15 protein-coding genes and 2 pseudogenes are annotated in these 15,358 nt (G+C 73.7%); 10 read left to right on the top strand and 7 right to left on the bottom strand.

Annotated features, from left to right (window positions below):
* Positions 1-13: 13 nt before the first annotated feature.
* The 3 genes and pseudogenes from ACZ4Z3_RS28825 to ACZ4Z3_RS28835 form a co-directional block, all read right to left on the bottom strand.
* Positions 14-438, bottom strand: a pseudogene (locus ACZ4Z3_RS28825) (response regulator); the annotation flags it as partial.
* Between the two features lie 27 nt (positions 439-465).
* On the bottom strand, positions 466-1,590 hold the full coding sequence (locus ACZ4Z3_RS28830; RefSeq protein ID WP_468503759.1) for a sulfite oxidase: 1,125 nt from the start codon (positions 1,588-1,590) through the stop codon (positions 466-468).
* Between the two features lie 40 nt (positions 1,591-1,630).
* A complete protein-coding gene (locus ACZ4Z3_RS28835) occupies positions 1,631-2,203 on the bottom strand; it encodes a DM13 domain-containing protein (RefSeq protein ID WP_468503760.1) in 573 nt (190 codons plus the stop codon).
* Positions 2,204-2,373: 170 nt separating this feature from the next.
* On the opposite strand from ACZ4Z3_RS28835, the gene ACZ4Z3_RS28840 reads away from it, so the two are divergent.
* Complete coding sequence (locus ACZ4Z3_RS28840; RefSeq protein ID WP_468503761.1) at positions 2,374-3,375, top strand: NAD-dependent epimerase/dehydratase family protein; 1,002 nt, start codon at positions 2,374-2,376, stop codon at positions 3,373-3,375.
* A 29-nt stretch (positions 3,376-3,404) separates the two neighbouring features.
* Here the strand turns inward: ACZ4Z3_RS28840 and ACZ4Z3_RS28845 are convergent, their stop codons facing one another.
* Positions 3,405-4,517, bottom strand: a complete 1,113-nt coding sequence (locus ACZ4Z3_RS28845) for a sensor histidine kinase (protein ID WP_055541072.1) — start codon at positions 4,515-4,517, stop codon at positions 3,405-3,407.
* A 2-nt stretch (positions 4,518-4,519) separates the two neighbouring features.
* Positions 4,520-5,275 carry a response regulator transcription factor gene (locus ACZ4Z3_RS28850; protein WP_468503762.1) on the bottom strand — a complete coding sequence of 252 codons (756 nt, stop codon included), beginning with the start codon at positions 5,273-5,275 and terminating at the stop codon, positions 4,520-4,522.
* A 114-nt stretch (positions 5,276-5,389) separates the two neighbouring features.
* Here ACZ4Z3_RS28850 and ACZ4Z3_RS28855 point away from each other — a divergent pair, with 114 nt between their 5' ends.
* The 3 genes and pseudogenes from ACZ4Z3_RS28855 to ACZ4Z3_RS28865 form a co-directional block, all read left to right on the top strand.
* The gene (locus tag ACZ4Z3_RS28855) at positions 5,390-6,106 is read left to right on the top strand and encodes a glycosyltransferase family 2 protein (RefSeq protein ID WP_468503763.1); all 717 of its coding nucleotides are present in this window, start codon (positions 5,390-5,392) and stop codon (positions 6,104-6,106) included.
* A complete protein-coding gene (locus ACZ4Z3_RS28860; protein WP_468503764.1) occupies positions 6,103-6,720 on the top strand; it encodes a TIGR04282 family arsenosugar biosynthesis glycosyltransferase in 618 nt (205 codons plus the stop codon). The genes ACZ4Z3_RS28855 and ACZ4Z3_RS28860 overlap by 4 nt, the downstream gene beginning before the upstream one ends.
* 164 nt (positions 6,721-6,884) lie before the next feature.
* Positions 6,885-7,265, top strand: a pseudogene (locus ACZ4Z3_RS28865) (class I SAM-dependent methyltransferase); the annotation flags it as partial.
* A 131-nt stretch (positions 7,266-7,396) separates the two neighbouring features.
* On the opposite strand, the gene ACZ4Z3_RS28870 reads toward ACZ4Z3_RS28865, so the two are convergent.
* Positions 7,397-7,915: a hypothetical protein gene (locus tag ACZ4Z3_RS28870; protein ID WP_468503765.1), complete on the bottom strand. Its 519-nt coding sequence runs from the start codon at positions 7,913-7,915 to the stop codon at positions 7,397-7,399.
* A complete protein-coding gene (locus ACZ4Z3_RS28875; RefSeq protein WP_468503766.1) occupies positions 7,915-9,255 on the bottom strand; it encodes a molybdopterin-dependent oxidoreductase in 1,341 nt (446 codons plus the stop codon). The genes ACZ4Z3_RS28870 and ACZ4Z3_RS28875 overlap by 1 nt, the downstream gene beginning before the upstream one ends.
* 115 nt (positions 9,256-9,370) lie before the next feature.
* On the opposite strand from ACZ4Z3_RS28875, the gene ACZ4Z3_RS28880 reads away from it, so the two are divergent.
* From ACZ4Z3_RS28880 to ACZ4Z3_RS28905, 6 genes are all read left to right on the top strand, one after another.
* Complete coding sequence (locus ACZ4Z3_RS28880; RefSeq protein ID WP_468503767.1) at positions 9,371-10,693, top strand: hypothetical protein; 1,323 nt, start codon at positions 9,371-9,373, stop codon at positions 10,691-10,693.
* 184 nt (positions 10,694-10,877) lie between these two features.
* A complete protein-coding gene (locus tag ACZ4Z3_RS28885) occupies positions 10,878-12,557 on the top strand; it encodes a RecQ family ATP-dependent DNA helicase (RefSeq protein WP_468503768.1) in 1,680 nt (559 codons plus the stop codon).
* A gap of 197 nt (positions 12,558-12,754) precedes the next feature.
* Entirely contained in the window at positions 12,755-13,429 is a 675-nt protein-coding gene (locus ACZ4Z3_RS28890; RefSeq protein ID WP_468503769.1) for a hemerythrin domain-containing protein, read from the top strand.
* 27 nt (positions 13,430-13,456) lie between these two features.
* Positions 13,457-13,720, top strand: a complete 264-nt coding sequence (locus tag ACZ4Z3_RS28895) for a hypothetical protein (RefSeq protein WP_468503770.1) — start codon at positions 13,457-13,459, stop codon at positions 13,718-13,720.
* A 166-nt stretch (positions 13,721-13,886) separates the two neighbouring features.
* Positions 13,887-14,318, top strand: coding sequence for a DUF2243 domain-containing protein (locus ACZ4Z3_RS28900; protein WP_468503817.1), 432 nt, complete (start codon positions 13,887-13,889; stop codon positions 14,316-14,318).
* Entirely contained in the window at positions 14,315-15,277 is a 963-nt protein-coding gene (locus tag ACZ4Z3_RS28905) for a cytochrome c oxidase assembly protein (protein ID WP_468503771.1), read from the top strand. Before ACZ4Z3_RS28900 ends, ACZ4Z3_RS28905 begins: the two co-directional genes overlap by 4 nt.
* The last annotated feature ends 81 nt before the right edge of the window (positions 15,278-15,358 follow it).

The raw sequence follows: 15,358 nt of genomic DNA on the forward strand, positions 1-15,358 counted from the left end.
CGTGGGGCGGGGCTCACGTCTCGAAGCGGTAGCCCGTCCCCGGCTCGGTGATGAGGTGGCGGGGCCGGGAGGGGTCCGCCTCCAGTTTGCGGCGCAGCCGATGTACACCCGCAGGTAGGGGGTCCGGTCGCCCTCGGGCGGCCCCCCACACCTCCCGCGGCAGGTCCTTCTGCGGGACGAGGCGGCCGGGGCTGGTGATCAGGATCTCCAGCCGGCGCGCAGCCGGACCATCAGCGCGTCCATGGCGAACGGTTTGGTGATGTAGTCGTCGGCGCCCGGGTCGAGGGCCGCGGCCTTGTCATCGGAGGAAGTCCGCGCGGACAGCACGAGGATGGGGGCGGGGGTGCTGCCGCGCAGGGCCTTGATGACGTCCACGCCGTCCACGTCGGGCAGACCGAGGTCGAGCATGACCACGTCGGGGCGGTGATCACCGGCGACTGAGTCGCTCCGCCCGTTCTCCCGCGTTCAGCTCCCGGACCCCAGGCACACGACGGGTACCCGTTGGACGAGGTTGTTGGTGAACCCGCCCCGGTTCCAGGGCTGGTCCAGGGGCTGGGTGCGGCCCTCGGCGTCGGTGGCCCGTGCCATCAGGACGTGGTCGCCGGGGACGGCCGTCCACGCGAAGCGCCACCGGCGCCAGGCCCAGCGATGCGCGCCCGCCGGCTCGACCTCGGCCTCGCCCCAACCGCGTCCCCCGTCCGTGCTGAGCTGCACCCGTGACACCGGCGCCCGCCCCGACCAGGCGCGCCCCTCCAACTCCAGAGCGCCGGGCCGGACGACCCGCGCCCGCGACATGAAGTCGGGGAAGCCGGGCGGGATCAGCAGGGCGCGCGGTGCCATGCGGGTGACCGGCTCGCCCTCCTCCTCGGGGTGCTGCCGGAGCCGGTAGGCCACGGTCTGCTGGAAACCGGTGAACGGACGGTCGGTCACGGTGATGTCGCGCAGCCACTTCACGTGCGCCATGCCGTACCAGCCGGGGACCACGAGGCGCAGCGGGCGGCCGTGCTGGGGAGGCAGCGGGGCACCGTTCATCGTGTGGGCGACCAGCACATCGGCCCGGTCGCTCACGGCCACGTCCATGGGGAGGGCGCGCCGGTAGTCCTGCTCGACGCCGCGCTCCACACCGTGATCGGCGCCGGTGAAGACGACGTCGACGGCACCGTCCTCGACCCCGGCGTCGGCGAGCAGCAGCCGCAGCGGGACTCCCGTCCACTCCGCTGTGCCGACCGCCTCGACCAGCCAGGGCTGGCTGACCGGCCGGGGCGTCAGCAGGGCCCGCCCGTTGCCGGCGCATTCCAGGGTGACGCGCAGGGTGACGGCGGGGTACGCGCGCAGATCCGTCGGGGTGAGGCGCAGGGGACGGCGGACGCCGCCCCCGATGGTCAGTTCCCACGACACCTCGTCGGCGACGTAGGGGATGTCGTAGTGGGTGAGGACGTAGTGCAGTCCGGGCGGAGTGAGGTCGTACCGCAGGGCCTCCAGCGGCAGACCGTGATTGCGGGCGGCCAGCGCCAGTTCGTCCCGGCCGATGCCTTCGTCCGGCCCGGCCAGCCGCGCTGGTGCGCTCACATCGGAGAGCCGACGCCCCATGCTCGTATTGTCCGCTTCTCAGGCGGTGCCTGCACGGCGCTCACCCCTCGTCGGTGAGGGCGGCGGCGCCGAAGGAGACGTCGAAGCGGTCGCACCAGATGGTGACGCTGGTGTACCGGGAGGGGTCGACGCCGCCGGGCAGCGGATAGTTCTGGCTTCCCTTGTTGCCCTTGAGCTTTCCGAGGCTGACGTGGGCGCCGTCGTCGAAGACGTGCCAGCCGGCCCGCCCTTCCTTCACCGGCGCGTCGGTCAGCCACACGCGCAGATCGGGGCCGTTGCTGGTGTCGAGCCCCTCCAGCCGGACCACGTGCGACCCGTCGGCGAGCCGTACGAGCCGCACCGTGCCCGTCGTCGTGTGCTCGTGGCTGATCAGATCGCCGCTCGACACGGTCACCGGCCCGGTCGGCGCCGAGCGGGAGGGCGACTCCTCCGGTTCCGCCGGCTCAGCCGCGGGGTCCCGGGAGACGTCCACGACCGTACCGGGCAGGGCTTCCGTCACCGTCTCGTCCTGCCACAGCTTCCACGGCTGGAACCAGTACAGCCCGGCGGCCATGGCCACGACCACCATCGCCGTCAGCCCGGTGATCAGCGGCGTCCTCCGCTTGCGCCCCATGCCGTTCCCTCTTCCTGTTCCGTGGTCCGCCGGTGCGTCCGTGCGTCCGTGTCGTCTCCTCCATTCAACGTGCTCCGGGGCGCCCGTCCCACCGTCACCGTCTTACGGAAGCGTGACGTGCCGGGCGTGGCCCTGGGGTGCGGCCGGTGGCCGGTTCTAGCGTGGGCCGCATGCGAGTACTGGTCACCGGCGGTGCCGGATTCATCGGGTCCCATGTCGTCGACGCGTTGGCGGAAGACGGCCACGAGCCCGTCGTGTTCGACGTGGCGGTGGACGCGAGCGAGGACGTACGGGACCGCGATGCCGTCGCCCGCGCGCTGGACGGTGTGGACGCCGTGTGCCATCAGGCGGCGATGGTCGGGCTGGGCACGGGGTTCGCCGACGCGCCGGAGTACGTCTCGCGCAACGACCTGGGGACCGCCGTGCTGCTCACCGCCATGGCGGACGCGGGGGTGCGGCGGCTCGTGCTGGCGGGGTCGATGGTGGTGTACGGGGAGGGACGGTACGCGTGCGCGCGGCACGGCGTGGTGCGGCCGGGGCCACGGGACACCTCCGGTCTCGCGGCCGGGCGCTTCGAGCCGCTGTGCCCGGGGTGCGGGGCCGAGCTGTCGCCGGGGCTGGTGGAGGAGGACGCGCCGGTCGACCCGCGCAATGTGTACGCGACGACGAAGCTCGCCCAGGAGCATCTGGCGGCGGCCTGGGCCCGGGCCACGGGCGGAACCGCCGTCTCGCTGCGCTACCACAACGTGTACGGGCCCCGGATGCCGCGGGACACCCCGTACGCGGGGGTGGCGTCGTTCTTCCGTTCCGCGCTCGCACGCGGTGAGGCGCCCCGGGTGTTCGAGGACGGCCGTCAGCGGCGGGACTTCGTCCACGTCCGGGACGTGGCGGCGGCCAACGCGGCGGCGCTGGAGGCGGACACGGCCACCGGCGCGCTGACCGTGTACAACACCGGGAGCGGCGAGCCGCACACCGTCGGGGAGATGGCGCGGGCGCTGGCCGCCGCCCACGGCGGACCCGAACCGGTCGTCACCGGCGAGTACCGGCTCGGCGACGTCCGGCACATCACCGCCGACTCGCGACGGCTGCGGGCCGAGCTGGGCTGGAAGCCGGAGGTCGGGTTCGCCGAGGGGATGCGGGAGTTCGCCCGGGCCGGGATGCGCGGCGCGTAGGCCCCCTGGACCGGTGGTGCTGCCCGCTTTCAGGAAGCGGCCGCGGGCAGCACCACCTCGAAGCGGCAGCCGCCGGGGATGTTGCGTACGGAGGCGTGTCCCCGGTGGGCCTCCACGATCCCCCGCACGATGGCGAGGCCGAGACCCGCGCCGGCCGGGGGTGTGCGGGCGTGGGTGCCGCGCCAGCCGGTGTCGAAGACCCTCGGCAGGTCCTCCTCGGCGATGCCGCCGCAGCCGTCGGTCACGGAGAGCACCACGCCGTCCGGGGACCGCTCGGCCGCCACCGCGACCGTGCCGTCGGCGGGGGTCCGGCGGATGGCGTTGACCAGCAGGTTGGCGAGGACCCGGCTCATCTCCTTGCCGTCGACCTCGACCGGCACGGGTTCGACGCGCGCGGCGGCGAGCCGCACACCGTGTTCGCGGGCGAGCGGGTCGGCGCCCGCCAGGGCGTCCCCGACGAGGTCGTACAGGGACATCCGGGAGAAGGAGAGGGTCAGGCTGCCCGCGTGGATGCGGGAGAGCTCGAAGAGGTCGCCGACCATGCCGTCGAGGCTCTCCACCTCGGTACGGATCTGCCGGAGATAGCGGTGGGGGTCGGCGGCGACCCCGTCCTCCAGTGCCTCGGCCATGGCGCGCAGGCCCGCGAGCGGGGTGCGCAGGTCGTGGGAGATCCAGGCGACGAGTTCACGCCGGGAGGACTCCAGGGCGCGCTCGCGTTCCCTGGACGCGGCGAGCTTGGCACTCGTGGCGGCCAACTCGGCGCTGAGTGCGGCGAGTTCGGCTGTGGCCGGGCCGTCGGGGGCGGTGAAGTCGCCGCCGTCGCCGAAGGATCGCGCGGCGATCTGGAGGGCGCGGCTGCGGGCGACGACCCAGCGGCCGAGGAGCAGCGCGGTGGCCAGGGAGACGACGGCGGCCATGGCGACGACCGTGGTGACGACGGTCAGGTCGTGCGGGGAGAGGAACATCGCCCAGGCGACGGCGAGCGTGCCGGCGAGCATGGCGGTCACGGCGACGGCGGCCACGACGGTGAGCGACGCGGTGAGCGAACGGCGGCGCAGCGGCCACAGCGCCAGCGCGCCCAGCCCTCCGGCCGCGACGGCGCCGAGGAACGCGTACAGGGCGATGAGCAGGGTGTCGCGCATCGTCAGTCCTCCCTGCCCTCGGACGGGGCGTGCTGTGCGTTGCCGTCGGCGGGCGTGCGCGTGGGGTCGAAGCGGTAGCCGACGCCCCACACCGTCTGGATCAGCCGCGGTCGCGCCGGGTCGTCCTCGATCTTGCCGCGCAGCCGGCGGACGTGGACGGTGACCGTGGAGAGGTCGCCGAAGTCCCAGCCCCACACCTCCCGCATGAGGTCCTCACGGCTGTGCGCGCGGCCCGGGTTGCGGAGGAAGAAGGCGAGGAGGTCGAACTCACGCAGGGTCAGGGCCAGTTCGGTGTCGTCGCGGGTGGCCCGGCGGGCGGCCGGGTCGAGGCGGAGACCGGCCGAGCTGAGGAGCCGGACGTCGGGTGCGGGTCGGGCGCGGCGCAGCACGGACTCGACGCGCAGGACCAGTTCGCGGGGACTGAAGGGCTTGGTGACATAGTCGTCGGCGCCGACCTCCAGCCCCAGGATGCGGTCGTCCTCGTCGCCCCGCGCGGTGAGCATGATGACCGGGACCGGACCGCGCGCCCGCAGCCGACGGCACACTTCCAGGCCGTCCATGCCGGGCAGCATCAGGTCCAGCACGACCAGGTCGGGCCGGTGGGCGGCGGCGCGGGCCAGCGCGGCCGGGCCGTCGTCGGCGCGGTCCACGGCGTAGCCGGCGCGGTCGAGGTATCCGGTGACGACCTCGGCGACCGTGGGGTCGTCGTCCACCACCAGGACGCGCGCGGCCGCCGGTGGACTCGATTGCTGTTCCATGCGGTCAGCCTCGCACCTCACCGGGCGTTCGGGCGGCGCGGACCGGGAGGAGGCCGTCGACGTCCGTGTTTCGTAAGGAGACCGCGCCCGTTATGCGAAGTTCGTCCTCGTAGGGTGAAAGCCGTGACTACCTCTCCCCCGCCTTCGGGCGTCGACGTCGTGCTGCCCTGCCTGGACGAGGCGGAGGCCCTGCCCTGGGTGCTGGCCAGGATCCCGGCCGGCTGGCGCGCCCTGGTCGTGGACAACGGCTCGACCGACGGTTCGGCGGACCTCGCCCGCTCGTTGGGCGCGCATGTGATCCATGAACCGCGCCGCGGCTTCGGTGCGGCCTGCCATGCCGGGCTGACCGCGGCGACGGCCGACATCGTGTGCTTCTGCGACTGCGACGCCTCCCTCGACCCGTCCCTCCTCGTCCCCTTCGTCAGCGAGGTCGCGGACGGGCGGGCCGACCTGGTGCTCGGCAGGAGACGGCCGCGGGGCCGGGGCGCGTGGCCCGCGCACGCCCGGGCCGGAAATCTGGCGCTCGCCCGGATGGTGCGCCGCCGCACGGGGCTGCGCCTGTACGACCTGGGCCCGCTGCGCGCCGCCCGCCGCGAACCGCTCCTCGCCCTCGGCCTGACCGACCGGCGCAGCGGCTATCCGCTGCAGATGGTGGTGCGTGCCGCCGACGCGGGCTGGCGCGTCACCGAGCACGACGTGCCGTACCGGCCGCGCACCGGGGCCTCGAAGGTCACGGGGACCTGGCGGGGCACCTGGCAGGCGGTACGGGACATGAGCCGCGTCCTCAACGAGACGCCGACGCCCGCCGAGGCGGAGGGGGTCCGCCGATGACCACGCTGCTCGTCATCGCCAAGGAGCCGAGGCCGGGCCGGGTGAAGACCCGGCTGTGCCCGCCCTTCACCCCGGCCGAGGCGGCGGCGCTCGCCGAGGCCGCCCTGGTGGACACCCTGGACGCGGTGGCCGCGACCCCCGCGGACCGTCGTGTCCTGGTCCTGGACGGGGAGCCGGGCCCCTGGATGCCGCCCGGCTTCGATGTCGTCCCGCAGCGGGGCGGCGGGCTCGACGAACGGCTCGCCGCCGCCTTCGCCGGCTGCGACGGCCCCGCCCTGCTCGTCGGCATGGACACCCCGCAGGTCACCCCGGAGCTGCTGAGCGTGGACCTGGCGGCCTGCGACGCGTACTTCGGTCCGGCGCAGGACGGCGGTTTCTGGGCCCTCGGGCTCGCCGCACCGGACCCGGAGCTGCTGAGGGGGGTGCCCATGTCGACGTCCGTCACCGGCGCCGTCCAGCGGGCCCGGCTGACCGCCGCCGGTCTGCGGGTCCGCGACCTGCCGACCCTCCGGGACGTCGACACGGCCGACGACGCGGAGGCCGTCGCCGCGGTCGCGCCGCACGGCCGTTTCACGGCGGAACTGGCCCGGCTGCGCGCGGTGAGCGGCCGATGAGCGGGCACGGGCAGGACACCATACGGCGGCCGACCCGGCCCACGGACCCGACCCGAACCCCGGAGCCGACCCGAACCCCGGACCCGGCCTGGGCCTGCGATCCCTACGCCGACGCCCTGCGCGCCGGCCGGGGCCCGCTGTTCCTGCGCCGCGGCGACGGCTGGATGCTGCCCCTGGAGGTGGAACGATGGTGCGCCCGCGCCGACGAGGTGGACCTCCAGGTCCTGGAGCGGTGCGAGGGCGCCGTCCTCGACGTGGGGTGCGGGCCGGGGCGGCTGGTCGCCGAACTCGCCGCCCGTGGGCGGACCGTGCTCGGCGTCGACGTCAGCCGCGCCGCCGTCGCCCGCACCCGACGGCTCGGCGGCCAGGCCCTCACCCGCTCGGTGTTCGAGCCGCTGCCCGGCGAAGGTCGCTGGGACACCGCGCTGCTCCTCGACGGCAACCTCGGCATCGGCGGCGACCCTGCCGCCCTGCTGCGCCGACTGGCCCGACTGCTGTGCCCCGGTGGTCTGTTGATCGCGGAAACGGTGCCGATGGATGTGGACGAGCGGGCCGAGGTCCGCCTGGTGAGCGGTGCCGGGCCCGACGCCGGTGCCGAGACCGCGTTCCCGTGGGCGCGGCTCGGCACACCGGCGCTGCTGCGGCACGCCCGCCGCCTCGGCTGGCGTGCCGCCGATCAGTGGACGGCGGGCGGGCGGTCCTTCGTCGCCCTGCGCGCCCGCAGCACCAGCAGCAGCGCCGAACCGCCGAACAACAGGGCCGTGATCAGCAGCCAGCGGCCGAGGAAGCCACTGGCCGACATCCCGGTGGCGGACGCGTAGCGGTCCGCGACCCGCCCGCTGATCAGCGGGAACCACACCAGCAGGAGCAGCCCGGACAGGGCGGCGGGCACCCGCACGTACATGACGCGCGCCCGCCGTACCGGGAGCGGCGTGGGCGCCGCTCCCTTAAGGGGGCCAGCCGGGCCCTCGCGGGACCCGGCACTGTCCGCCGCCCGGACGAGCGCGCGGTCCGCCGCCGCGTACAGCGGCAGCAGGACGAGGTCGTGCACCACCGCGGCTCCCACGAACCACAGCGCGACGCCGACCCAGTCGTCCGCGAGCAGCCGCACCCCGGCGTACCCGGCGAGCGCGAACGAGCCTGCCAGAAGCAGCAGTTGGAGAGGTCTGCCGAGCGGCAGCCGGTAGCTGGTCATCACAGGTCTCCGAACGTCATCCGTGCCACCCACTTGGTGTTGAGGACTCCGGGCGCGGCGGGCACGATGATCCGCGCCGGGTGGCCGTGGTCCGGGGACAGCCGCTCGCCGTTCACCTCCAGGGCGAGCAGGGAACGGGAGTCGCGGACCTGGTTGGCGCGCAGCGCGGCGCGGCGGAAGGCGCCGTGCCGCTGGAGGGACTCCACCAGGACGTCGGGGGCCGTCTCGGGTTCGTGTCCGACGAGTGCGGCGAGGTCCCGCAGCCGTACGCCCCGCCACCACTGGTCGGAGGTGGACCAGCCCTCGACGCAGGCGATGGGCAGTGCCGCGCTGTGCAGGGGCAGTTCGGCCAGTTCGGCGCGGCTCAGCCGGACGGTGCCGGAAGGCCCTGTGACGACCAGGCGCCATGCCTCCTCGCTCGTCTCCGCCGCGCTGATCCCTCTCGCCGCGGCCGTCTTGTTGATCTGGAAGCCGTTCGGTCCGCTGCCCGGTTCGGCGCCGCCGTGCGGGGCGAGGAGGGCCGTGCGCCGTGGCAGACCGTCGAAGTTGCGGCCCACGGTCGTCCCGAGCAGCAGCAGTGATCCACCCCCGACCAGCCACACGGCACCGCGCCGCGACACGGTGGGCTCGGCAGGGTCCGGGGACACCAGCGAGGGTTCCTCCGCCGACACCGGCGGCGCGACCCCTTCCCCTCCGCCCGCCGGGGACCTCGGGGGCCGAGGCCCGTCCTCCTCGCCCGCCCGCGACCCCGCAGGCCGAGGCCCGTCCTCCTCGCCCGCCCGCATCCGGCGCAGGTTGCGTACGGCTGTCGGCGCCCTCAGCACCACGTGGACGGCGAACGCCGCGAAGAACACCCACGCCCCGTAGAAGTGCAGGGGGTAGAAGGATCCGGGAAAGACGTAGTCGAGCTGGATGTTGAGCACACCGGTCACGAACTCGAACAGCACACCGCCGACGAGCAGGAGCAGCGAGATCCGCTCCAGGGCGTGGGCCACGGACCGCGCCGGGGGCAGTTGGAACAGCCTCGGCACCACCGACCACAGCTTGGCCAGCAGCACGGGGACGAGCGCGATGCCGAGGGTGACGTGGACGCCCTGGGTGAGCCGGTACAGCCAGGGCGGGTCCGTCGGCCAGGGAAACAGATAGAAGCCGAGGACGCCCTTGTCCGGGGTCTTGTCGTTGACCGGCGACAGATCCGGGTTGTACGCGGCGTACGACAGCAGTCCCGTCACGAACAGCACGGTGATCCCGGCGAGGAGGACCACGCCGAGGAGGGAGGTGAACCAGGGGCCGCGCAGGGGACTGCGCCAGAAGGCGGGCGAGGAAGGAGACCGTTCCATGCCCCGACGCTAGGCCCGGGACACCCCGTGCGGGGGTGCGCGACTCATGACGAAACGCTGACGTCCGCGCCCGTCGGGCGGGCACCGGCCGCTGTCCGGCCTAACGTCTCGGAGCGTGAACCGCGATCTCCGCCGTGACCTGTACGCCGTCGCCGCCGCCGCGCTGCTCGTCGTGACGGCCGCGCTGGTCGGCGTCGCCGTCAAGCGCGCCAAGGACGTCCTGCACGTGGGGTGGCCGCCCCTGTACGCCAACTGGCTGCCCCACGCCGGCCCGGGCACGCCCGCCGCGCTCACCGTGGCCGTCGCCGTCGTGGCGTACGGCCCGACCCTGGCCGCCCGGCTGCCCTGGCGGCCCCTGCTGTGGACCGCGTGGGCCGGCGCCACGGCGTGGACGTTCTCCCTCGCCCTCGTCGACGGCTGGCACCGCGGGATCGCCCGCCGGCTGACCACCCGGTACGAGTACCTCCAGGTCATCGACCGCTTCGACGACATCCCCCGCACCCTGCGGGACTTCACCCGGCACATTCTGCTCGGCTCCCCCGACCACTGGCCCCCGCACGTCGCGGGCCACCCGCCCGGGGCCACGCTCACGTTCGTCCTCCTCGACCGGATCGGCCTGGGCGGCGGTGCCTGGGCGGGCGTCCTCGTCATCACGGTGGGGGCGGCCACCACGGCGGCGGTCCTGGTCACCGTACGGACGCTCACGAGCGAGGCTCTGGCGCGCCGCGCCGCCCCGTTCCTCGTCCTGTCCCCGGCGGCGGTGTGGGCGGGGACGTCGGCGGACGGGTACTTCGCGGCGGTCGCCGCCTGGGCCGTGGCGTTCCTGGCCCTCGCGGTGACCGGACACCGGCCGCGCACCACCGCCTTTGCCGCCGGCCTCCTCCTCGGCCTCACGGTCTACCTGTCGTACGGCCTCACGCTCTTCGCCGTGATGGTCGCGGCCGTCCTGTTCCTCGGCACCCGGCGCGGGACGGTCGTCCCGTACGTGATCGGGGGACTCTGCGTCGTCCCGGCCGCGTTCACCGTGGTGGGCTTCGACTGGTGGGAGGCGTACCGCCTGCTGGTGGAGCGCTACCACCAAGGTGCGGGCGGCTTCCGCCCGTACGGCTACTGGGTGTGGGCCAACCTCGCGTGCACCGTCCTCGTCGTGGGTCCGGCGACGGTGGCGGGCCTGCGCCGCACGGGCGCCGTCCTGGCGCGGTGGGGCGCCTCGCCCGCCGTCGAGCGCCGTCTGGGGCTGCTGCTGGGCGCGGCCCTGCTCATGCTGCTCGTCGCCGACCTGTCCGGGATGAGCAAGGCGGAGACGGAACGGATCTGGCTGCCGTTCGCGATGTGGCTGCTCGCGGCAGGCGCCTTCCTCGACCGCCCCCGCGTCTGGCTGACCGCCCAGGCGGCCCTGGCCCTGCTCCTCAACCACCTGCTGCTGACGGGCTGGTGAAGCGGACCCGAGCCACCCACCGCCCTGTGCGTCGCCGCCCGCCGCTCAGGCTTCCCCGGGGGAGCGGCGCCGGGATCCTGACGGGGCACGCCTGGCGCGCGCCGCTCCGCTTCGAGGTCGGCCTCGGGGGGTACCCGGGCCGGGTCTCCGGAGTGTCGGGCCGTGCCGTGAAGGAGGCGTCGTGATGAGCGTGCGAGACCGGATGGCCGAGCTGCGCCGCGTCGCCCGGGAACAGTTCGGGTGGAGCGATCTGGCCGCCGAGCAGACGGAGGCGATGGAGGCGCTGCTCGACGGCCGCGACGTACTGGTGGTCATGCCCACGGGTTCCGGCAAGTCGGCGATCTATCAGGTGCCGACCGTCATGCTCGGTGGTCCGGCGGTCGTGGTGTCGCCGCTGATCGCCCTGCAGCGCGACCAGGTCGCCGGTCTGCGGGAGAGCGGGGCGCCGGACGCCGTGGCCGTGAACTCCGCACAGCCCCGATCCGCCACCGACAGTGGCTGGCGGGCGATCCGGAACGGTGATGCCGAGTACCTGTTCTTGTCCCCCGAGCAGCTGACCAAGGACAGTGTCGTGGAACAGCTGCGCGAACTGGGCCCTTCGCTGTTCGTCGTGGACGAGGCCCACTGCGTCTCCGCCTGGGGACACGACTTCCGCCCCGACTACCTGAACCTGGGCGAGGCCGCCGAACGTCTGGGCCGCCCGCCGGTTCTCGCTCTGACGGCGACGGCCGCGTCCCCGGTCCGGGCCGACATCGTCGAGCACCTGCACATGCGCGAGGCCCACGTCGTGGCGACCGGGACCGATCGGCCCACCATCCATCTGGCGGTGCGCACCTTCACCGACGACCCCGCCAAACGCGAGGCCGTCGCACGCTGGACGGCCCGGGCGCGCGCCCCCGGCATCCTCTACGCCGCCACCCGCAAGGACGCCGAGGCGTACGCGGGGCGGCTTCGACAGGACGGCGTGGACGCCGAGGCGTACCACGCGGGCATGGCGGCCGCCGACCGCCGCCGGATCCACGACGGCTTCATGGCCGGCGCTCCCGCCGTGGTGGTGGCCACCTCCGCGTTCGGGATGGGCATCGACAAGGCGGACGTACGGTTCGTCGCCCACGCGTCCGTCCCGGAGTCCCTGGACTCCTACTACCAGGAGATCGGGCGCGCCGGCCGGGACGGGGAGCCGGCCCGCGCGGTGCTGTTCTACCGCCCCGAGGACCTGGGGCTGCAGAGGTTCCTCACGGCCCGGGCCCTGGATTCCGACGCACTGCGCCGGATCATGACCACGCTGCTCGGCCAGGACGCCCCGCAGAGCCGTAGCGGGATCGCGCGACTGTGCGGCCTGTCGCGCCGGAAGACCAGCGATCTGCTGAACCTGCTGGAAGAGGCGGGAGCGGTGACGGTCGAGGGCAGGCGCCGCGCGGTCCGGGCTCTCACCGGGCACGGGGCGGACGAGGCCGCGGAAGCCGACGAAGCCGCGGCGGGGGCGGCACGCGTGTTCGAGCGGCGGCGCCGCGTCGACCGCTCGCGCATCGAGATGATGCGCGGCTACGCCGAGACGCCCACCTGCCGCCGCCAGTACCTTCTGGGCTACTTCGGTGAGCAACTGGACGCGCCGTGCGGGCGGTGCGACGTCTGCGACCGCGTGGACGAGCACCCCGTCACCGGAGCCGGGCGCGGGGACGCCGCCCTGCCGCACGGGCACGGGCCCTATGAGACGAATGACCGGGTGCGCCACGCGGAGTGGGGTGCGGGCACCGTGATGCGCACGGAGGAGGACCGCCTCGTCGTGCTGTTCGAACAGGTCGGCTACAAGACGCTGTCGCTGACAGCGGTACAGGAGGGCGACTTGCTGACCGGCACCTGACGCGTTCGGCGACCGGGTCATGACCGGTCGACGCCGGTGACCGGTGACCGGACCATGACCGGCCGGACAGCGGGTGAGAACACCGCAAACGGTATGCCGCGCCGCGTAGGGGTACCCGCCACCGGACACTGTCGGCAGCCGCTGGGGCGGCCGGGCGTCGCGGCCGGTCCGCGCAGAGGAGAGACCCGGAGAGACCCATGCCCGAGACGATCAAAGAGCAGACGGTTGGGCAACTGGGCGGCCCGAGCAGCGTGCTGGCCCGGCAACGCCGTGATCATGCCGAGATGGACAGTTTGATGGACCGCCATCAGACCCTGGTGGACGGTGAGGACCGCGAGCGGGTTCTGCGGGAGACCGTCCAGTTGGTCTTCAGCCATGCCTTCGCCGAGGAGACCGTCCTGTGGCCGGCCGTCCGGCGCTCGGTCGAGGGCGGGCACGAGTTGACCTCGCGGGTCGAGGAGGAACACCAGCAGATCAACGATCTTGTCGCCGACATCGAACGCCTGAGTCCGGGTTCTCCTGAGCGTGAGGAGAAGGTACGGCAGGTCTTCGCGCTGATACGGCAGGACATCCGCGACGAGGAGGACCTCGTGCTGCCCCGGCTGCAGGAAGCGCTGCCCGCGGCGCAGCTGCGCCGGCTCGGCACGGCATGGGACACGGTACGGCGCGGCGCGCCCACCCACCCCCACCCCGTCATCCCTCGGCGCCCGCCCGGCAACGCGGTCCTGGGTGTACCACTCGGTCTCTACGACCGGCTGCGCGACGCCATCGGACCGAGCACGCCCATGGCCGCTGCCAAGAAGGTGTTCACCGGCCTCGCCGGGGTCCTGACGCTGGTCGCGGCCGTCGCGATGCGTCGCAAACGACATTGAACACGCATCTTCTGATCGGGAGGCATCATGTCCGTGCGGGGATGGTTCCGCGAACACCTGGGAGGTCGTACGACCGAGTCCTCCGCGGAGGTCCGTTCGGGCCGGTCGGAGGACATGGGCGGTAAGCCGGACACCGAGGCGGCGGACCGGCACAGCACGACGGGCACGACACCCAACGACGTCTTCGTGGGCCGGGTCGCGGGCGACGACCCCGGCTACCTGGAGACGGGCGCCGAGAAGCGCGCCGAATCGGACACCGGGGAGGGCGACGAGCCCACGACACCGGCGTAGGCGAGACGCCGCCCCCGAGCGCGGGTGTACTTGTGCTTGGCACTGTCCTGGCGGGTACCCGGCGCCGGCATCCCCAGCCGACGTCGACTTACGGCAGGAAGGAAGAGCATTGCGCGACTCCGTCGAGTCCGACACCGCACCGGGCGGCTCCGCGTCCCGCAGGTCCATGGGCGTCTGCGCGCTGATCGGGGCGGCGGTCATGGCCTCGGTCGACGAGATCGTCTTCCATCAGATCCTGGGGTGGCACCACTTCTACGACCGTTCCACCTCCGGCGTGGGCCTGTTGTCCGACGGACTGCTGCACACCGCCGAACTGCTGGCTCTTGTCGCGGGCTTCTTCCTCTACGCCGATCTGCGCCGCCGCAGGGCCCTGGCGTCGGCCCACGCGTGGTCGGGCTTCTTCCTGGGGCTGGGCCTCTTCCAGCTGTTCGACGGGATCGTGGATCACAAACTGCTGCGTCTGCACCAGATCCGGTACGGGGTGGAGGTCACTCCGTACGACTGGGTGTGGAACATCGCCGGCCTGGTCCTGCTGCTCGTCGGCGTGGTCCTGGCCCTGCGTGCGGCCCGCCGCAGCGGGGCCGGGGCGGCGTCGTGACACTCGCGCACGTCCACCCCGGCCCGGCCACCGGACCTGGGACGGGCCAGCTGCTCACCGTCGTGGCCGCGCTGCTGGTGGCGGTGGCCTATCTGCTGGCCGCGGGGCGTCTACGACGCCGCGGGGACGCCTGGCCCCGGTGGCGGGATGTGTCGTTCACCGCCGGGGGCGTCGGTATGGCCTGGGCGTCGGGGGGGACCATTCCGGGAGGACCGTTCACCGGGCACATGATCCAGCACCTCGTCGTCGGCATGGCCGCCCCGTTGTCGTTCGTCGTGGCCCGCCCTCTCACCCTCGCCCTGCGAGCCCTCAGGCCGGGCCGGGCACGACGGCGCCTGCTGGTCCTCGCGCGATCCCGTCCCGTCGGCTGGCTCGTGCTCCCACCGCTGGCCGCCCTGCTGAACGTGGGCGGTCTCTGGCTGCTGTATCGGACGGACCTGTTCGCGACCATGCGGCACCAGCCGGTGCTGCACGGCGTGGTGCACACGCACATGCTGGCGGCGGGGCTCGTGTTCACCTTCGCCGTCTGCCAGCTCGATCCGGTGCGCCGTCGCTGGAGTACCGCCGTGCGCGGTGCCACCTTGCTGGCCGCCGGCGCCGCGCACGCGGCGCTCGCCAAGACGCTGTACGCATCGCCGCCGCCCGACACCGACTTCGCTGCCGCCGACCTGCACAGCGGCGTCCAGTGGATGTACTACGGCGGCGATGTGGTGGATGCGGCCTTGGCGGTGGTGCTGGGGGTGGGCTGGTACACGGCCGGCGGACGGGCCCGTGCCCGTCGCACCCGACGTGGAGCTGCCCCGACCGGCTCCGAACAGACGGTTCGCCACCTTGACGGTTCGCCACCTCGCCTGCCCTCGGAGCCATGGCGACCCCATGGCGGATCAGCCCGGAGCTGCCCTGGACAGCGCCCTGGAGCCGACCTGCTCGAGGCGGCGGCGCCGGACACGACGACCTAGTCGGCGCCGACTCCAGCAGGTCTTGATCCTTACGGCGTCATCATGCCGGTCCGTCCTGGTCACCGATTCGCCGTGTCCCAC

This window comes from Streptomyces sp. NPDC030296 (assembly GCF_055572815.1).